16 protein-coding genes and 1 pseudogene are annotated in these 19,266 nt (G+C 62.4%); 2 read left to right on the plus strand and 15 right to left on the minus strand.

What is annotated here, in order from left to right; genetic code table 11:
• Positions 1-62 precede the first annotated feature (62 nt).
• The 7 genes and pseudogenes from gutM to yegS all read right to left on the minus strand — a co-directional run bounded on the left by gutM (position 63) and on the right by yegS (position 5,637).
• Positions 63-419: a transcriptional regulator GutM gene (gene gutM / locus ITX55_RS20200; RefSeq protein WP_004941515.1), complete on the minus strand. Its 357-nt coding sequence runs from the start codon at positions 417-419 to the stop codon at positions 63-65.
• A 46-nt stretch (positions 420-465) separates the two neighbouring features.
• Entirely contained in the window at positions 466-1,245 is a 780-nt protein-coding gene (gene srlD / locus ITX55_RS20205) for a sorbitol-6-phosphate dehydrogenase (protein ID WP_047025605.1), read from the minus strand.
• 10 nt (positions 1,246-1,255) lie between these two features.
• Positions 1,256-1,618 carry a PTS glucitol/sorbitol transporter subunit IIA gene (gene srlB / locus ITX55_RS20210; protein WP_004941520.1) on the minus strand — a complete coding sequence of 121 codons (363 nt, stop codon included), beginning with the start codon at positions 1,616-1,618 and terminating at the stop codon, positions 1,256-1,258.
• Between the two features lie 22 nt (positions 1,619-1,640).
• Positions 1,641-2,621, minus strand: a complete 981-nt coding sequence (locus ITX55_RS20215; RefSeq protein WP_016926695.1) for a PTS glucitol/sorbitol transporter subunit IIB — start codon at positions 2,619-2,621, stop codon at positions 1,641-1,643.
• 15 nt (positions 2,622-2,636) lie between these two features.
• Entirely contained in the window at positions 2,637-3,185 is a 549-nt protein-coding gene (locus ITX55_RS20220) for a PTS glucitol/sorbitol transporter subunit IIC (RefSeq protein WP_004941528.1), read from the minus strand.
• A gap of 236 nt (positions 3,186-3,421) precedes the next feature.
• A pseudogene (gene fbaB, locus ITX55_RS20225) lies at positions 3,422-4,470 on the minus strand (class I fructose-bisphosphate aldolase).
• Between the two features lie 261 nt (positions 4,471-4,731).
• Positions 4,732-5,637, minus strand: a complete 906-nt coding sequence (yegS, locus tag ITX55_RS20230) for a lipid kinase YegS (RefSeq protein WP_033644066.1) — start codon at positions 5,635-5,637, stop codon at positions 4,732-4,734.
• A 29-nt stretch (positions 5,638-5,666) separates the two neighbouring features.
• Between yegS and ITX55_RS20235 the strand changes: the two genes are divergently transcribed.
• Positions 5,667-5,888 carry a hypothetical protein gene (locus ITX55_RS20235; RefSeq protein WP_127897175.1) on the plus strand — a complete coding sequence of 74 codons (222 nt, stop codon included), beginning with the start codon at positions 5,667-5,669 and terminating at the stop codon, positions 5,886-5,888.
• 215 nt (positions 5,889-6,103) lie between these two features.
• On the opposite strand, the gene yegQ is transcribed toward ITX55_RS20235, so the two are convergent.
• Both yegQ and ITX55_RS20245 read right to left on the minus strand, forming a co-directional pair.
• Positions 6,104-7,456, minus strand: a complete 1,353-nt coding sequence (gene yegQ, locus ITX55_RS20240; RefSeq protein WP_046687633.1) for a tRNA 5-hydroxyuridine modification protein YegQ — start codon at positions 7,454-7,456, stop codon at positions 6,104-6,106.
• 178 nt (positions 7,457-7,634) lie between these two features.
• Positions 7,635-7,973: a YegP family protein gene (locus tag ITX55_RS20245; RefSeq protein ID WP_033644064.1), complete on the minus strand. Its 339-nt coding sequence runs from the start codon at positions 7,971-7,973 to the stop codon at positions 7,635-7,637.
• A 285-nt stretch (positions 7,974-8,258) separates the two neighbouring features.
• Here ITX55_RS20245 and ITX55_RS20250 point away from each other — a divergent pair, with 285 nt between their 5' ends.
• On the plus strand, positions 8,259-8,441 hold the full coding sequence (locus ITX55_RS20250) for a hypothetical protein (RefSeq protein ID WP_046687632.1): 183 nt from the start codon (positions 8,259-8,261) through the stop codon (positions 8,439-8,441).
• Here the strand turns inward: ITX55_RS20250 and baeR are convergent.
• From baeR to ITX55_RS20280, 6 genes are all read right to left on the minus strand, one after another.
• Complete coding sequence (gene baeR, locus ITX55_RS20255; RefSeq protein WP_033644062.1) at positions 8,438-9,154, minus strand: two-component system response regulator BaeR; 717 nt, start codon at positions 9,152-9,154, stop codon at positions 8,438-8,440. The two genes, ITX55_RS20250 and baeR, sit on opposite strands and share 4 nt — an antisense overlap.
• Complete coding sequence (gene baeS / locus ITX55_RS20260) at positions 9,154-10,536, minus strand: two-component system sensor histidine kinase BaeS (protein ID WP_033644061.1); 1,383 nt, start codon at positions 10,534-10,536, stop codon at positions 9,154-9,156. The genes baeR and baeS overlap by 1 nt, the downstream gene beginning before the upstream one ends.
• Entirely contained in the window at positions 10,533-11,963 is a 1,431-nt protein-coding gene (gene mdtD, locus ITX55_RS20265; RefSeq protein ID WP_042785191.1) for a multidrug transporter subunit MdtD, read from the minus strand. Before mdtD ends, baeS begins: the two co-directional genes overlap by 4 nt.
• A gap of 10 nt (positions 11,964-11,973) precedes the next feature.
• Positions 11,974-15,054: a multidrug efflux RND transporter permease subunit MdtC gene (gene mdtC / locus ITX55_RS20270; RefSeq protein WP_047574078.1), complete on the minus strand. Its 3,081-nt coding sequence runs from the start codon at positions 15,052-15,054 to the stop codon at positions 11,974-11,976.
• The gene (locus ITX55_RS20275) at positions 15,051-18,170 is read right to left on the minus strand and encodes an MdtB/MuxB family multidrug efflux RND transporter permease subunit (protein WP_033644058.1); all 3,120 of its coding nucleotides are present in this window, start codon (positions 18,168-18,170) and stop codon (positions 15,051-15,053) included. Before ITX55_RS20275 ends, mdtC begins: the two co-directional genes overlap by 4 nt.
• On the minus strand, positions 18,170-19,266 hold a 1,097-nt coding region (locus tag ITX55_RS20280; protein ID WP_223085322.1), incomplete at its 5' end, for an MdtA/MuxA family multidrug efflux RND transporter periplasmic adaptor subunit. The genes ITX55_RS20275 and ITX55_RS20280, both read right to left, overlap by 1 nt.

Raw genomic sequence — 19,266 nt, forward strand, 5'->3', positions numbered from 1 at the left:
TGGGGCATTTCCCTTCGCTGAATAATTCACTATGAAAGGTAATGCCTTTTAATGTGAAAATATCACGATTTGGGTTCAATCGCTAACGATAGTGCAGACTGGCATGCGCGATCCTCGGGGAAGATCACATCCGGGCGCAAATCCCGCTGATGCAAACCGTGCAAATGAGGCAGCGGGCGGGGCCGGGCGAAAACGGTCAGGCCGCGCAGCAACAGGCTGCCGCACACCCGCCGATCGGCGTCGAAGGCCAGCGCCAGCACCACCCGTGGGCGGAAACGGCCGCCGGAGCGGCCGACGCCGACGGCACCCAGTCGGCATAAGCCGTCGAAGGCGCGGTTGAAACGTTGCAGTTGCCACCAGCCGAAGGCGATTTGCAGCAGCCAGGCCAGCAGCGCGAAGGCGATCAAAGCTTGTGTCATGGGGTTCTCCTTATGCCCCCTTCCGCGGAAGGGGGCGTCGGTGGCGTCAGAACATCACCTGGCCGCCGGTGATGTTGATCGATTGGCCGGTGCAGTAAGAGGCCTTATCGCTGGCGTAGAACAGCAGGGTGTTCAGCACGTCCTGGTAGTCGCAGCCGCGCTTCAGCGGCACTTTGTCGATGTAGTACTGCTCCACTTGGTCCGGCGCGATGCCCAATTTTTGCGCGTACTGCGGCAGCAGCGATTGAAACATCGGCGATTTCAGCAGGTTGCCGAGCATCAGCGAATGCACCGTAATGCCGTATTCCGCCAGATCGAGCGCCAGCGACTGCGTCAGCCCCACGCCGCCGAACTTGGCGGCGCTGTAGCCGGAGTTGTGCTTGCTGCCGACCTTGCCGGACTTGGAGTTGATCTGAATGATGCGCCCGGCGATGCCGTCGCGGATCATCAGGCGCGAGAACTCGCGGGCGCAGAGGAAATAGCCCACCAGGTTCACCTGCAGCGAGCGGTCGAAGTCGCCCAGCGGGAAGTCGGTGATCGGCGCCGCCTTGGCGATGCCGGCGCTGTAGACCAGCAGGTTGGTTTGGCCAAATTCCCGGTCAACCGCCGCCGCCAGCGCGAGCACGCTCTGCTCGTCGGTGGCGTCGGCCTGAAAACCGCAGGCGCTGCCTGTGCCGTACTCTTCGTTGATCTGCCGCGCCACCCGATTGGCGTTGTCGGCGTTCAGATCGGCCACCGCCACCCGATAGCCGGCCTGCGCCAGCCCGTGGGACAAAAAGGCGCCTAACGTTTGGCCGCCGCCGATCACTACAGCTACTTCAGACATGGTCTACTCCTTATGCGATAAATGACAGCGTGCTGCCCAACGGGATATCGGTCGGCGTCGGGCCGGAAACGTGGATCGAGCCGGGGAATTCGGCTTCGGCTTCGCCGTCGAAGCGTACGGTGATGTGGCCGAGCTCGCGCAGATTCTGCGTGGCGACGCTGCCGACGGCGGTGATGGCGTAGCGCTGCTGCGCCAGTTCCATCACGCCGCCCACCTGCAGTTCGCCGGCGGTCGCGCCGTGGCGGTGGATGAAGCAGAACTCTTCGATATCCGCCGGCGCGCCTTCACGGAAAGTGATCAGCATGTTGTCCAGCAACGCGTCGCGGGCGCAGCCGCCGATCTGCGTGATGGTGGTATGAAAAATGGTGTGCATAAACGTCTCCCTGGAAATCATGCTATTGATAAATAAAGGCCGAGGCGGCCCAGGCGATCAGCACCGTTGGCGCGCCGGTCAGAAAGCGGCCAACCAGCACTGAAGGCACGCCGACCCGTACGGTGTCCTGTTTGGCTTCCGCCAGCGACAGGCCGACCGGAATGAAGTCGCAGGCGGCCTGCGCGTTGATGGCGAACAGCGCGGGCAGCGCCAGCTGCGGCGGGATATGGCCGAGGCCGATCTGCACCCCGACCAGCACGCCGATCACCTGGGCGATGACCGCGCCGGGGCCGAGGAACGGCGACAGCAGCGGGAATGAGCAGATCAGCGCCAGCGTCACCAGGCCGATCGGGCTGTTGGCCAGCGGCGTCAGGCCGTGAGCGATAAAGTCCCCGAGGCCGGAGGCCATGATGATGCCGATCAAGGCCGAGACGAATGCCATAAACGGCAGAATGGTCTTCAGCACGGTGTCGATAGTGTCGCGCCCGGCCTGGAAGAACACCGCCACCACCGATCCCATGCCCATGCCGACCTTCGCCAGCAGCCCGTCGCTTTGTTCGGTGATCTTCTTGCTGGTGTCGTAGTCGCGCGCCTTGGGCGGCGCTGCAACGGCGGCGGCGGGTGGGTTCTCCGTCGCGTCGATTCGGCTGATGTTGTGGTCGCGCACGCCGGAGACATAGATGTCTTCGAGGATAAACTGCGCCAGCGGGCCGGACTGGCCGGTAGCGTGGATGTTGACCGTCGGAATGCGGCGTTTCGGGTACAGGCCGCAGCGCAGGGTGCCGCCGCAGTCGATCACCGCCACGCCGATCTCTTCCGCCGGCGGCTCGCCCTCTTTGAAACCGTCGACGGCGGGCCAACCGGTCAATTCGCTGAGGCGATCGACGATGGAAGGCCGGGTGCCGGCGGTGATGTACACCACTTTTTTGCCGGGTTCTATCGGCAGTTCCAGGGGGCCGCCCCAGCCGCTGGCGCCTTTTTCAATACGGATATAAGCACTCATGCTGCACTCCACGAATTAAAGTTGCACCTGGCGATCCAGACGGATGCCCATCTTGCGTTCGAACAGACTGGTGGTGAGATCGGTGACCCAGCCGCGGAAGAAGTTGGTGAACAGCCCCACCAGGAAATAGCTCACCGCCAACGGGCCGAGCGGCAGGCCGAGGGTAGTCAGGCCGCTGGCGATGCCGAGGTAAACGAACAGTTCGCCGGGGTTGATGTGCGGAAACAGGCCGTTCATCGAGTGGCAGCTGTAGGAGGCCGCCGCGTAGTAGCTCGGCTTGTATTTCTCCGGCATGAAGCGCCCCAGGCTGAGGGTCATCGGGTTGCAGAAGACAAAGGTGCCGATCAGCGGCAGCAGCAGATAACGCGAAACGGGGTTGCCCGCGCAGCGCTGTGCCAATCGTTCGATACGTTCCTGGCCAACAAATTTGATCAGCGCGTTCATGATAACCAGCAGGCTGATCAATAAAGGCAAAATGCCGGTCACCATGCCGACAAACACTTCCCCGCCTTTCTGAAACAGGCCGATAAACCACTCGGCGCCGTGGGTGATTAGCTCAATCATTATGTTCTCCTGTAATGGACTGATATGGCCTGGAGCGAACGGCGGCTCTGTCGCCATGGGCCTTACAGTAGTCACTTTGTTGGGCTATTTGTTTTAAATAGATCACAATTTGAAAGATAAATATTTTATTTTGAAAGTTTAAAGTGAAAGAAAGAGAAGGTGAACGGCGCGAGAGGCGGGATAACGGGCACAAAAAAGCCCGGTGAACCGGGCTTTGGGACAGGCGGTCTGTCACATCAGGCGATGGTGACCTTCTTGTCCAGGTAGGCGTCTTGTACGGCGTTGATCAGCGCCACGCCGTCTTTCATCGATTTCTTAAACGCTTTACGCCCCAGGATCAGGCCCATGCCGCCGGCGCGTTTGTTGATCACTGCGGTGCGCACCGATTCCTGCAGATCGTTCTCACCGGCGCGCCGCCGGAGTTGATCAGCCCGGCGCGGCCCATGTAGCAGTTGGCCAGCTGGTAGCGCACCAGATCGATCGGGTGATCGGTAGTCAGCTTGGTGTAGACGCGATCGTCGGTATAGCCGAATTTCACCGCGCGGTAACCGCCGTTGTTTTCGGCCATTTTCTGTTTGACGATGTCGGCGCCGATGGTGGCGGCGATGTGGTTGGCCTGGCCGGTCAGATCGGCGCTGGAGTGGTAGTCCACGCCGTCCTTGTTGAACGCCGGGTTGCGCAGATAGGCCCACAGCACCGTGACCATGCCCAGCTCATGCGCGCGCTCGAAGGCGATCGAGATCTCTTCGATCTGGCGGCGCGACTGCTCGGAGCCGAAGTAAATGGTGGCGCCGACCGCCACCGCGCCCATGTTGAACGCCTGCTCGACGCTGGCGTACAGGGTCTGGTCGTACTGGGTCGGGTAGCTCAGCGTTTCGTTGTGGTTGAGTTTGACCAGGAACGGAATTTTATGCGCGTAGCGGCGCGATACCGACGCCAGAACGCCGTAGGTGGAGGCGACGCAGTTACAGCCGGCTTCAATCGCCAGCTCGACGATGTTCTTCGGATCGAAATACAGCGGGTTGGCGGCGAACGAGGCGGCGGCGGAGTGCTCGATGCCCTGATCGACCGGCAGGATCGACAGGTAACCGGTGCCGCCCAGGCGGCCGTGGTTGAACAGGGTTTGCATCGAACGCAGCACGCTGTTGGGGCGGTTGTTATCGATCATTACGCGCTCGACGAAGTCGGCGCCCGGCAGGTAGAGATTCTCGGCGGGGATAGTGGTACAGCGGTGTTGCAGCAGATCTTCCGCTTCCTTTCCTAGCAACTGCACAATATCAGTCATGATTCACTCCCGATTAAGCTTCTTCATACACCGGCAATGCAAGGGTTTTTGACCACCGGCGTAGTAAAAAAGCGGTGATTGAAGCTGTAAAGCGATGCTACCGAACTTGATCCGGCAAGGACAAACAATAGATGCGATTGAGAGGAAATGCCATTGGCGAGGCCAAATACGCGGGGACGATCGCCCCCGGCGCGTTAAGTGCTTGATTGTTCGATCTCGCCTGCCTTGGCGTTCCGAGCGGCGAGCGGGCGCAGAGCCGGATTAGCCCAGCAGGGCGCAGTTCGGCGGCAGGCGGCATTCGATGGCCTGCGGCACCACTTCGATGCGGAAATGGCGGCCTTTGAGCGGCTCGCCGTCGAGGTTAAAGGTCATCTCATGCGGCGCGTCGATCTCCAGCCACGGCAGCGCGGCGCTGAGGATGCTGTTGCTCTCTTCGTCGTTGAACAGGGCGGCCACCAGCGCCGGCAGCAGTTCATCGGCGATCAGCAGGCGCAGCTGCAACTGCCCGTCGTTAATCAGCGCGTTGGGGCACAGTTCCTGGCCGCCGCCGGCCTGTTTGCCGTTGCCGATGCCGATCACCAGCGCTTCGCCGGCCCAGCGGAAGTCCGGCCCGCGGATTTCACAGCGGTCGGCCTGCAGCGTATCCATGCGCAGCAAGCCGTGAACGAAGTAGGACACGCCGCCCAACGCCGCCTTCAGCTTCTCCGGCGTTTCAGTGGTGATACGGGTGCCGAAGCCGCCGGTGGCCATGTTGATGAAGTAGCGCTCGCCGTTGACCTTGGCCAAATCGATAGGCACCGAGCGGCCTTTGATCGCCAGCTGCAGCGCCTGCTCGGGCGAGAGGGGAATGTTGCAGGCCATGGCGAAGTCGTTGGCGGTGCCGAGCGGCAAAATGCCCAGCGCCGGCCGACCTTGCGCCGGCAGTTGCGCCAGCGCGGCGGCCACTTCGTTGATGGTGCCGTCACCGCCGCCGGCGACGACGGTGCCGACGCCGAGCCGAGCGGCTTCCGCGACGTAGCGCGCGGCGTCGCCGTGCTCCCAGGTGACGCGCACGTGCAGCGTTATCTGCTCTTCGCGCAGCCGGTTGACGGCCTGGCGCAGCTCTTCGTTGCCGGCGCCCTTGCCGTTGATGATAAGCAGTGCTGGTGCATGTGAGTGTTGAGGCATTGCCGAGCTCCTCCGGCGGAAAACCAATAATGCCTCAAGATAAACCAGCCCAGGCCGCCAAGCCATCAGAATATTCAGCTAATTCCGGTTATTTCCCATTGCGCCGTGAATATGAGGACGATGCGAATTTATCTGAATTTAACCTGACAATAAGCGCAATTTTAATGGCGGCAGGATTAATCGCTATAGCGTTATTTATATATCGATGTGGCGTTATTATTTTTATTAAAATGGATAACGGGAAAACGTAATGAGAAATAGGCGCGCGGCGGCAATGGCGGGCCCATAAAGAAAAAGCCAGCCCAAGGGAGATTGGGCCGGCTAAGGAGGTGGTTCCTAGTATTGCTATGCAAATATTTTCGTTGTTCGTTTTAAGCAGCGTGATAGTAACCAAGCTGCGGGCACATTGATGTGATCCAATTCTAATATTTGCTAAAAATCGCCGCCGAATGACGGCGATTCATTGTTAGGCTCCGGCGCTATTTTCTTCCGCCAAATTGCGGATCAGCAAAGCATAATTGAGATCGATATCCTGCGGGATCGGCAAATAAACGATATGGCCGTTGCCCGGCGCGACCTCAATCGGCTCGCCTTTCTTATTTTGCATGCTTTCGAGGGTGAACAGCACGTTGCCGCCCGGCGTCATCATCTCGACGCTGTCGCCGAGTGAGAATTTATTCTTCACGTCGACTTCCGCCCAGCCTTCGCGGCGCACGCCGGTGAACTCGCCGACGAACTGCTGGCGCTCGGAGAGCGAAGAGCCGTAGTCGTAGTTCTGCTGCGCTTCGTGCACGTGGCGGCGCAGGAAGCCTTCGGTATAGCCGCGGTGCGCCAGGCCTTCCAGCGTGGTGAGCAGGGTCGGATCGAACGGTTTGCCGGCAACGGCGTCGTCGATGGCGCGGCGGTAGACCTGGGCGGTGCGCGCGCAGTAGTAAAAGGACTTGGTGCGCCCTTCGATCTTCAACGAATGCACGCCGAGCTGCGTCAGACGCTCTACGTGCTGGATGGCGCGCAGATCCTTGGAGTTCATGATGTAGGTGCCGTGTTCGTCCTCGAAGGCGCTCATATATTCGCCTGGTTTTTGCGCCTCAGACAGCATGAATACCTTGTCGGTCGGCGCGCCGATGCCCAGCGTCGGCTCGACGGTCTGCACCGGGATCGGCTCGTGCAGGTGCACGATATTGCCGGTGTCGTCCTCTTTGCCTTCTTCCGCCTTGTACTGCCAACGGCAGGCGTTGGTGCAGGTGCCCTGGTTGGGATCGCGCTTGTTGATGTAGCCGGACAGCAGGCAGCGGCCGGAGTAGGCCATGCACAGCGCGCCGTGGACGAAGATCTCCAGCTCCATGTCCGGCACTTCGGCGCGGATCTCGGCGATCTCTTCCAGCGACAGTTCGCGCGACAGGATCACGCGGGTCAGGCCCATTTGTTTCCAGAACTTCACCGTCGCCCAGTTAACGGCGTTGGCCTGCACCGACAGGTGGATGTCCATCTGCGGGAAGGCTTCGCGCACCATCATGATCAGGCCAGGATCGGACATGATCAGCGCATCCGGGCCCATATCGACTACCGGTTTCAGATCGCGCAGGAAGGTTTTCAGCTTGGCGTTGTGCGGGGCGATGTTGACCACCACGTAGAATTTTTTGCCCAGCGCGTGCGCTTCGTTGATGCCCTGCGCCAGATTCTCGTGGTTGAACTCGTTGTTGCGCACCCGCAGGCTGTAGCGCGGCTGGCCGGCGTAAACCGCATCGGCGCCGTAGGCGAAGGCGTAACGCATGTTTTTCAGCGTTCCGGCCGGGGAGAGAAGTTCCGGTGTAAACATAGTGTGTCTCGGTCTGATTTCAGGTCAGCACCACGCCACCTGATGGCGCAGTAAAAGCGGGGGATTGTAGCCGCGGCGCGGCAAAAAATCAGCAGTTAACCGGATTTATTCAAGGGAGATTGATCCCGGTCAAACGGAAAACGCGCGATGGCGGCCACCGCGCGGGCGAAACGGGGGATCAGGCGCTCAAATCGCGAATATCGGTGGTCGGGCCGTTTTTAATCACCGACTGGATACCGTTTTTGGCTGCGCTTTCGGAGCTGTACATTTCGCTGACGCCGATCACCTGATGGTTCTTGGCCTTCAGCACAAAGTAGGGCTGGTTGCTGGTGCTGTGCTTCAGCTCAAACTGCGCTTCATGCGGCGAATTGGTCTGCACCGAGGCGATGCCGTTCTCCGCCGACGCTTTGCTGGCGTACATCTCGCTGGCCAGAATGATCTCGCCGTTACTGGCTTTCAGGTTGAAGTGGTACTGTCCGTTCTTTGCTTTTTTCAGCTCGTAATGACCGATTGCCATGGTTCTTCTCCTGTAGGTTCCGATTCGTGATGTAAGTGTAGCCAATCGCTTGAAAATCGGTGGCTAAACCTCACAGCAGCTTAGTCGAAAAAATGCGCAATTTTTTTGCGCCGGCGCGGAGTTTTCGCCCGAGAAGCCCGGCGCCGCACGGGAAGCTAAGAGAGGGGCGGTGATTGCGCAGTGCAGTATTTGGGACGTCTAAGCCGTGTAACACTCGCGATTTCATCTTGGCGGGTTCACCTCGCAGAGATAAAATAGGGTAAATTTTGCACAGGAGCGCCAAGGATGGAAAAAATCGAACGGTCAGTAGGAAATGATAAAAGCGAGGGCAGCGATAAAGATTGGGAGCCTCTGTTGAGAATGATCGCTAACACAGCCCTACCACACGACTTCCTGCTGTCGGATGAGCGACAACAGGGTGTGGCTGACCGCGCGCCTTGGTGGAACGCGGTCGATTCTCTCCCCTAAACCCCATTCACCAGCCGGCAGGGCTCGGCTTCCCAGCGGTAACCGACGCCGTATACCGAGCGGATAAAGGATTTTTGCCCGTCGATCAGCTCCAGCTTGCGGCGCAGGTTTTTGATGTGGCTGTCGATGGTGCGGTCGGTGACCACCCGATAGTCGTCATACAGGTTGTTCAGCAGCTGCTCGCGCGAAAATACGTTGCCCGGCTGGCTGGCCAACGTTTTCAGCAGGCGGAACTCCGCCGGCGTCAGATCCAGCAACTGCCCCTGATAGCTGGCCTGGAAACGCGGTTCATCGATGTGCAGCAGGTCATCTTCCCGCGCATTCTCCTGCGGCCGATAGCTGCGGCGCAGAATGGTTTTCACCCGCGCCACCACTTCGCGCGGGCTGTAGGGTTTGCAGATGTAATCGTCGGCGCCGATCTCCAGCCCCAGCAGGCGGTCAATCTCTTCGATTTTCGCCGTCACCATCACGATCGGCACGTCGCTGAAGCGGCGCAGCTCGCGGCACACCGTCAGCCCATCGGCGCCCGGCAGCATCAGATCGAGCAAGATCAGCGCCGGCGGATGCTGGTGCACGGTCGGCACCACTTCGTTGCCGTTGGTCAGCCAACGGGTGGCGTAGCCCGCCGCCTGCAGATAATCCACCAGCAGCTGGCCCAGCTTGGGCTCATCTTCAACAATCATGATCTGCACGGGTTGATTCTGAATGTCCATCAGGGCGCCTTATTTTTTATCGGGGTAGCAAATTCTACTGTAATGCGCACGCCGCCTAAAGGCGAATGCTCGGCGCGGATTTTTCCGTCGTGCGCTTCCACGATGTTGTGGCAGATCGCCAGCCCCAAACCGGAACCGCCGCTGGCGCGGTTGCGCGAGCCTTCCGCCCGGTAGAAACGTTCGAAAATGCGCGTCAGTTGCTGATCGCTGATGCCTGGCGCGCTGTCCTGCCAGCAGAGGGATAGCCGCCCCGGCTGCAGCTCGGCACTGATTTCCAGCCGGCCGCCGGCATCGGTGTAGCGCAGGCTGTTTTCCAACAGGTTATTGAACAGTTGATTCAGGCGATCGGGATCGCCGAACAGCGGCGCCTGGGGCGGCAGATGGGTGACGATCTCCAGCCCTTTGGCGCGAAAGCGCTCGCGGAAGGCGGCGACGGCGATCTGCAGCAGATGCACGCAGTCCACCGACGATTTGCGATAGGCCAGCGCGCCGAGATCGGAGAGCGAAAGCTGGTGCAGGTCGTCGACCAGTTTGGTCAGGGTGGACACCTCGGCCTGCAGCGAGCTGAGCGACGCGGGCGTCGGCTGGCGCACGCCGTCCTGCAGCGCCTCCAGCTCGCCGCGCAGCACCGCCAACGGCGTGCGCAGTTCGTGCGACACGTCGGCCATAAAGGCGCGGCGCATCTGTTCATTTTTCTCCAGCGAGGTGGCCAACTGGTTGAAGTCGTGCGCCAGCCTGCCCAGCTCATCCTGGCTGCTGACCGCCACGCGGGCGGTGAAGTCGCCCGCCGCCAATCGATGGGTGCCCGCCACCAGGCGTTTAACCGGGGCCAGCATGCCGCGCGACAGTAGCCAGGTCACCGCCGCCGCCAGCAGGGTGGAGAGCGCGACGATGATCCAGCTGGTGCGGCGCTGCTGGCGATCGAAGTTGATGTCGGTATTGCGCGTCAGGCGTTCGACCGGGGTAGTGAGCACCCAACCGACGATCTCGTTGTTGTAGCGGATCGGGTGGCGCGGCCCCTCTTTCGGCAACGGGCCGGAATGCCCGACCAGCCGATTGAACTGGCTGTCCACCACCCAAAACTGGGTGCGCCAGCCTTTGGGCGGCAGGTTGTGGCTGCTGTCGCTGTTCTGCTCGAACGAACGCATGATTTGGTAGACCACCTGATCGTTGTTGCGCAGGAATATCCAGTTGCCATGATGGCTGTACTGCTCCTCCAGCGCTTCGCTCAGCATGTTGATGCGCTGCTCGTTACTGCTCTTGATGTAGTCGATAAAACCGCGCTCAAAGCTGACGCGCACCCCCCAGTGCATGGTGATCAACACCAGCATGCAGGTGGCGAAAATGGCCAGGAACAGCTTCCCGGTAATGCCTATCTTCATTGCAACCTCGTTGAGCCGGTGCCCGGCTCTTTGGCCAGCGTGCGGTTAGGCGCGCTATCCGCCGGCACGCGCGCGAAGGCCAGCGCGGGCAGGGCGATAATCAACGCCATACAGCAGTAGCTGTAAATAAATGCGCTGTGGATGGCCGGGCTGTCGGCCACCGCCTGGTGATGGGCGAAGCTGCCGATCAAGATGCCGGCGACGCTGACGCCGAGGCTCATCGACAGCTGCATGACCATCGACAACAGGCTGTTGCCGCTGCTGGCCAGGCGGTCCGGCAGGTCTTTCAGCGTCAGGGTATTCATCGCCGAGAAGCGCAATGCGTTGACCATCCCCTGGAAGAACAGTATCACCGGCAGCAGCCACAGCCAGCCGAGCATCGCCGCCAGCAGGAAACTCAGGCTGACCAGCGCCAGCAGCAGCGTGGCGGCCACCAGCACGTTGCGGTAGCCGAAGCGGTTGACCACCTGCACCACGATGCGCTTCATGCCCATGCTGCCGATGATCATCGGGATCATCATCAGCCCGGCGTGGAACGGCGTGAAGCCCATGCCCACCTGCAGAAACAGCGGTGTCATGAACGGCAGCATGCCGCTGCCGATGCGCCCCAGCAGACTGGCCAGCAGCCCGATCTTGTAGGTCGGGGTGCGCAGCAGCCGCAGCGAGAACAGGGCGCGGCTATTGCCGTAGGCATGCCAAACATACCCCAACAACGCCGCCGCGCCCAGCGCCACCAGGCCGGCGATGGCGCCGCCGGTCAGGCCCATGCCTTTGTGGCCGTCGAGCGCCAGCGTCAGCGACGCCATGCCGATCGCCAGCAGGAAAAAGCCGCTGAGATCGAAGCGGCGGGTCTGCATTTGGTAGTTGGGCATCAGCAGCAGCGTGGCGATGGCGCCCACGATGCCCACCGGAATATTGATCAGGAAAATCCAGTGCCAGCTGGCGTATTGCACCAGAAGTCCGCCCAGCGCCGGCCCCATCAGCGGGCCGATCTGGCCCGGCAGCGTCACGAAGGTCATCGCCGCCATGTACTGCTCGCGCGGCACGATCTTCATCACCGTCAGTCGGCCGACCGGCACCATCATCGCGCCGCCGATGCCCTGAAGCACGCGCGAGGCGATCAGCTCGTTCAGGGTTGCCGAGCGGGCGCAGAGGAAGGAGCCGAGGGTAAACAGCACGATGGCGCTGAAAAACACCCGCTGTACGCCGACCTTGTCCGCCAGCCAGCCGCTGGCCGGCAGCGTCACCGCCACCGTCAGCACATAGGCGACGATCACCGACTGCATGCGCAGCGGGTTCTCCCCCAGGCTGGCGGCCATCGAGGGCAGGGCGGTATTGACGATAGTGGTATCCAGCGTTTGCATAAAGAAGCCGAACGCCACTATCCAGAGTTGCCAACGTACCGTGGCGGTGTGTTTCATCAGCATCGGTCGGCCATTAGTGCGGCAGCGGGGCCAGCTGCTTGTTGCGGCGGAACTTCGCCTGCAGCCGGTCGAAGTAAAGATAGACCACCGGCGTGGTGTACAGCGTCAGCAGCTGGCTCATCACCAGACCGCCGGCGATGGTGATGCCGAGCGGCTGGCGCAGCTCCGCGCCGTCGCCGCTGGTCAGCACCAGCGGCAGCGCGCCGAACAGCGCCGCCAGCGTGGTCATCAGGATCGGCCGGAAGCGCAGCAGGCTGGCCTGGAAAATCGCCTCGCGGGCGCTGATGCCGCCGTTGCGCTGCGCCTCGAGCGCGAAGTCGACCATCATGATGGCGTTTTTCTTCACGATGCCGATCAGCAGCATGATGCCGATCAGCGCGATCAGGCTGAACGGCGCGCCGAACAGCTCGAGCGCCAACAGCGCCCCCACGCCCGCGGAAGGCAGGGTGGAGAGGATGGTCAGCGGATGGATATAGCTCTCGTACAGCACGCCAAGCACGATATACACCGTGGCGATCGCCGCCAGGATCAGGATCAGCTGCGACTTCAGGGTGTCCTGGAACACCTGGGCGGTGCCGGCGAAGGCGCCGCGCACCGTGGACGGCACGCCGAGCTGAGTCATGGTGCGTTCGACAGCGGCGGTGGCGTCCGACAGGCTGCCGCCGTCCGGCAGGTTAAAGGAGATGGTCGAGGCGGCGGACAGCCCCTGATGGTTGACCGACAGCGGCGCGTTGGCCGGTCGCCAACTGGCGAAGTAGGAGAGCGGTATCGCCTTGCCTTCGTTGTTGATGATGAACATTTTGTCCAGCGAGCTGACGTCCTGAGTGTAAGGCGGCGCCACTTCCATCACCACTTTGTATTGGTTGAGCGGTTGATAGATGGTCGAAATCTGTCGCTGGCCGAAGGCGTTGTTCAACAGGTTGTTGGCGTCGGACACCGAAATGCCGAGGCGCGCCATGGTCTCGCGATCGTAGACCAGATCCATCTCCGAGCCTTTATCCTGCTGATCCGAGTTGACGTCCGCCAGCTCGGGCAATGCCGCCAGCGCGGCGCGGATCTTCGGTTCCCAGTCGCGCAGCGCGGCGAGGTCATCCGCCAGCAGCGTATATTGGTAGCTGGCGTTAGCCTGGCGGCCGCCGACGCGGATATCCTGCACCGCCATCAAGAACAGGCTGGCGCCCGGTTCTTTGGCCAGGCGAGCGCGCAGGCGGGCGATCACTTTCTGCGCGTCGTCGCTGCGCACCGACAGCGGTTTCAGTGAGATGAACATCGAGCCGCTGTTGGTGCGCGAGCCGCCGGTAAAGCCGGTGACGTTTTCCACGTCCGGATCTTCGCGCACGATTTTCATGAAATCTTCCAGTTTGCCGCGCATCGCCTGGAACGAGATGCTCTGATCGGCCTGGATAAAGCCCATCAGGCGGCCGGTATCCTGTTCGGGGAAGAAGGTTTTCGGGATGCTGATATACAGCCAGACGTTGAGCGCAATGGTGGCGAGGAACACCGCCAGCACCCAGCGCGAGTGGCCAAGCACCCAGTTCAGCGAGCGTCCGTAACCCTGCTGCAGCGCCAGCAGCATTTTGCCGAAGCCGCGCGCGCGCCGCTGCGAACGCGCCGGCTGGTGGCGCAGCAGATAGGCGCACATCATCGGCGTGAGCGTCAGCGAGACGATCAGCGACAGCCCGATCGACACCGACAGGGTGACGGCGAATTCGCGGAACAGCCGGCCGGGCAGGCCCGCCATCAGAAGCAGCGGGATAAACACCGCCACCAGCGAAACGCTCATCGACAGCACGGTGAAACCGACTTCCCGCGCGCCCAGCAGCGCGGCGTTGATCGGTTTCATGCCGGCCTCGACGTGGCGGGAAATGTTTTCCAGCACCACGATGGCGTCGTCCACCACAAAGCCGGTGGCGATGGTCAGCGCCATCAGCGACAGGTTGTTGAGGCTGAAGCCGCACAGGTACATGGCGGCGAACGAGCCGATCAGCGACACCGGCACGGCGACCGCCGGGATCAGCGTGGCGCGGCCGGAGCGCAGGAAGATGAACACCACCAGGATCACCAGCCCGATGGCGATCGCCAGCGACTGTTCGACCTCGGCCAGCGACGCGCGAATGGTCGGCGAGCGATCCTGCGCGACGTTGAGCGAGATTGCGGCCGGAATGTTTTCCTGCAGCGCGGGCAGCTCGGCGCGAATGCGATCGACGGTTTCGATGATGTTGGCGTCCGGCGCGCGGCTGATGGCCAGAACGATCGCCGGCTTGGCGTCGGTCATCCCGGCGTTGCGCACGTCCTGCACCGAATCTTTGACCTCGGCCACGTCGCCGAGCCGCACCGCCGAACCGTTGTTGTAATGAACGATCAGCGGGCGGTAGGCGTCGGCGGTTTTCAGCGCGTCGTTGGCCTGGATTTGCCAACGTTGCTGCGGGTTTTCGACGGCGCCCTGCGGGCGGCGCACGTTGGCGTTGCTGATGGCCTGCCGCACGGCATCCAGCGAAACGCCCTGATTGAACAGCGCCGAAGGGTTCAACTCCACGCGCACCGCCGGCAGCGAGCTGCCGCCCACGGAAACGTCGCCGACGCCTTCGGTCTGGCTGATCTTCTGCGCCAGCTGGGTGGACGCGAAGTCGTAAAGCTGCCCCTGGCTGTAGGTGTCCGACGTCAGCGTCAGGATCATGATAGGCGCGTCGGAAGGGTTGACCTTGCGATAGCTGGGGCGGCTCGGCATGCCGGTCGGCAACAGGCTTTGCGCGGCGTTAATCGCCGCCTGCACGTCGCGCGCGGCGCCGTTGATGTCGCGGCTGAGATCGAACTGCAAAATCACCCGGGTGCTGCCGAGCGAGCTCATCGAGGTCATTTCATTGACCCCGGCGATGCGGCCCAGCGCGCGTTCCAGCGGCGTCGCCACCGAGGAGGCCATGGTTTCCGGCGAGGCGCCCGGCAGCGACGCGCTGATCGAAATCACCGGAAAATCCACCTGCGGCAGCGGCGACACCGGCAGCAGGCGAAAACCGATCGCGCCGCTGATGGCGATGGCCAGCGTCAGCAGGGTGGTGGCCACCGGCCGGTGAATGAACAGGGCGAAGAATTTCACGGCAGCTCCTGCGTATCCGGCTGGCGATGCGTGTTGCGCGCCAGTTTGTCAAACAGCAGGTAGATCACCGGCGTGGTGAACAGCGTCAGGATCTGGCTCATGATCAGGCCGCCGACCATACAGACGCCGAGCGGATGCCGCAGCTCCGCGCCGACGCCGGTGCTGAGCATCAGCGGCAGCGCGCCGAGCAAGGCCGCCAGCGTGGTCATCAGGATCGGCCGGAAACGCAGCAGGCAGGCCTGATAAATGGCGTCGCGCGGCGATAAGCCCTGTTCGCGTTCCGCCGCCAGCGCGAAGTCGATCATCATGATGGCGTTCTTCTTCACGATGCCGATCAGCAGGATGATGCCGATGATGGCGATCACGTCCAGTTCGCTGCCGGCCAGCATCAGCGCCAGCAGCGCGCCGACCCCGGCGGTCGGCAGGGTGGAGAGGATGGTCACCGGATGAATGAAGCTTTCATACAGCACGCCCAGCACGATATACATCGCCACCACCGCCGCCAAAATCAGCCACAGCGTGCTGCCGAGCGCCGCCTGGAAGGCCAGCGTCGCGCCCTGGAATTGGGTGGTGATGTCTTTCGGCATGGCGAGATTTTTTTCCGCCTGGGTGACCGCGTCTACCGCTTCGCCGAGCGAGTAGCCGGCGGCGACGTTGAACGAGACGGTGGCCGACGGGAATTGGTCGAGGTGGTTGACCGACAGCGGGCCGAACCGTTCTTCGATTTTGGCGATGGCGCTCAGCGGCACCACGGCGCCGTCCTTGCCGCTCAGACGGATCTCATTGAGCGCCGCCAGCCCCGGCGTCGCGCTGACGTCGTGCTCCAACACCACCCGGTATTGATTGGCCTGGGTGTAGATGGTGGAGATCAGGCGTTGGCCGAAGGCGTTGTACAACGCATTGTCCACGTCGCTCATGGTGACGCCGAGGCGCGAGGCCGAATCGCGATCGACGTTGACGTAGGCGACCAGCCCCTGATCCTGCCAATCGCTGGTGACGTCCGCCAGCTGCGGGGTTTGTTTCAGCTCATCCATCAGCTGCGGCACCCACAGGCTGAGATCGTCCAGCGACATCGCCTGCAGGGTGAACTGGTACTGGGTGCGGCTGACCTGGGTATCGATGGTCAGATCCTGCACCGGCTGCAGGTACAGCTTCACGCCGGGGAACTGCGCCGTTTGCTGCTGCAACCGGCTGATGATCGCCGGAATGCGGTCGCTGCGTTCGCTCAGCGGCTTCAGGTTGATCTGCAGCCGGCCGCTGTTGAGCGTGGCGTTGCTGCCGTCGACGCCGACGAACGAGGTCAGGCTCTCCACCGCCGGATCTTTGAGGATCTGCGCCGCGACCTGCTGCTGGCGCTCGGCCATGTTGCTGAACGAAACGCTCTGCGGCGCCTCCAGCGTGCCCTGAATGATGCCGTTGTCCTGCACCGGGAAGAAGCCTTTCGGGATCAGCAGGTACAGCAACACCGTCAGCGCCAGGGTGCCCACGGCCACGCCGAGCGTCAGCCAGGGGTGGTTAAGCACCGTTTTCAGCCACTGGCCGTATCGCGCGATCACGCGCTCGAAAAAGCGCTCGGAGGCGGCGGAGAAGCGGTTCTGCTTGCGCAGCGATTCGTGGCTGAGCATGCGGGCGCACATCATCGGCGTCAGCGTCAGCGATACCACGGCGGAGATCAAAATCGCCACCGCCAGCGTCACGGCGAACTCGCGGAACAGGCGGCCGACGATGTCGCCCATGAACAGCAGCGGGATCAGCACCGCCACCAGCGAGAAGGTCAGCGAGATGATGGTGAAGCCGATCTCGCCGGCCCCTTTCAGCGCGGCGTCGAGCGGCTTTTCCCCTTTCTCGATGTAGCGCGAGATGTTCTCGATCACCACGATGGCGTCATCCACCACGAAACCGGTGGCGATGGTTAATGCCATCAGCGTCAGGTTATTGATGGAGAAGCCGAGGAAATACATGGCGGCGAAGGTGCCGACCAGCGACAGCGGCACCGCCACGCTGGGGATAATGGTCGCCGGCACGTTGCGCAGGAACACGTAGATCACCATTACCACCAGCGCGATCGCCAGCAGCAGCTCGAACTGCACGTCGCTGACCGAGGCGCGGATGGTGGTGGTGCGATCGGTCAACACCTTGACGTCGACCGACTTGGGCAGGCTTTTAATCAGCGTCGGCAGCATTTCGCGGATGCTGTCGGCGGTGGTGATGACGTTGACGCCGGGCTGGCGCTGAATGTTCAGCACGATCGCCTGTTGCTGGTTGGCCCAGGCCGCCAGTCGGGTATTTTCCGCCCCTTGTTCGATGGTGGCGATATCCTGCAGGCGGATCGCCGCGCCGTTCTGATAGGCGACGATCAGCTGGCGATAGTCGTCGGCGGATTTCATTTGGTCGTTGGCGGACAGGGTGACCGAGCGGGTCGGGCCGTCCAGGCTGCCTTTCGCCGAGTTGACGTTGGCGTTGCTGATGGCGGTGCGGATGGTTTCGCTGTTCAGGCCATAGGCGGCGACCGCCGCGGCGTTCAGTTTTACACGCACCGCCGGGCGTTGGCCGCCGGCCAGGGTCACCAGGCCGACGCCGGTCACCTGAGAGATTTTCTGCGCCACGCGCGTCTCCACCATGTCTTCCACCTGCGTCATCGGCATGGCGGTGGAGGTGACGGCCAGCGTCAGGATCGGCGGATCGGCCGGGTTAACCTTGCTGTAAATCGGCGGGTAGGGCAGATCGTTCGGCAGCAGGTTGGTGGCGGCGTTGATCGCCGCCTGCACTTCCTGCTCCGCGACGTCGAGCGGCAGCGCCAGCTGGAATTGCAGCGTCACCACCGAGGCGCCGCCGGAGCTTTGCGACGCCATTTGCTTCAGGCCGGACATCTGGCCGAACTGGCGTTCCAGCGGCGCGGTAATGGCGGAGGTGACCACGTCCGGGCTGGCGCCGGGGTACAGCGTCACCACCTGGATGGTCGGGTAGTCCACTTCCGGCAACGCGGAAACCGGCAGCGCGCGATAGCCGATGATCCCCGCCAGCAGTATCGCCACCATCAGCAGGGTGGTGGCGACCGGGCGCAGGATAAACAGGCGGGAAGGGCCGCCGCCGCGGGTCGGTGGCATCACCTGCATCAGGACTTCCTCTGAACGTCAGGTTCGCGCTTGGCTTTTGACGCCGCAGGCGCGTCGTTCGGCGCCAGCACTTCCACCTGCATGCCTTCGGTCAGGCGATCGATGCCGTCGGTCACCACCCGATCGCCGGCGTTGAGGCCGGCGCTGATCACCACCTGCCGGCTGTCCTGCACGCCGGCGGTGACCCGGTGTTTGCTGACCTTGTTGTCTTCGCTGAGCGTCCAGACGAAGTTGCCTTCGTTGCCCATCTGCAGCGCGGCTGTCGGGATCACCACCGCATCGTGCAGGGTATCCACCTGCAGCCGCGCGTTGACGAACTGGTTGGGGAACAGCGCGTCGTCTTCGTTGGCGAAGCGCGCTTTCAGCTTGATGGTGCCGGTGGCGGTATCAATTTGGTTGTCCAGGCTCAGCAGCGAACCGGTCGTCAGCTTGTTCTGGTTGGTGCGATCCCAGGCTTCGACGCTTACCGGCCCGGCTTTTTGCGCCTTGAGCAGATCGGCGATGTTGCCTTCGGGCAGCGTGAACACCACGTCGATCGGGTGCGTCTGCGTGATCACCACCAAACCGGTGGTGCTGCCGCTGGTGACGTAGTTGCCGACGTCGACCAGTTTCAACCCGACGCGGCCGTCGATTGGCGCAGTGATGCGGCTGTAAGTGATCTGCAGTTTGGCGCTGTCGACCGCGCCCTGATCGGCTTTGATGGCGCCTTCGGTTTGCTGCACCAGCGAGGCCTGCGTATCCAGCTCTTGACGGGAAACCAGATTGGTTTTCACCAATTGCTGGTAGCGCGCCAGATCGCGCCGGGCATTGGCCAGCGTGGCCTGATCTTTCGCCAACTGCCCCTGCGCCTGGGTCAACTGAACCTGGAACGGCCGGGGATCGATTTCTGCCAGCAGATCGCCGGCTTTGACCTGCTGGCCTTCGGTAAAGTGGATCGCCATCAGTTGGCCGTCGACCCGGCTGGTGACGGTGACGGTATTGGCGGCGGTGGCGGTGCCCAAGCCGGAAAGATAGCGCGGCACCGTCTGTTGCGTGGCCGTCGCGGCCTGCACCGGCGACATCGGCGCGCCGCGCCGCCCGCCCGCCGCGCGACCGG

This window comes from Serratia sp. EWG9, assembly GCF_019913725.1.
Classification (GTDB): domain Bacteria; phylum Pseudomonadota; class Gammaproteobacteria; order Enterobacterales; family Enterobacteriaceae; genus Serratia; species Serratia ureilytica.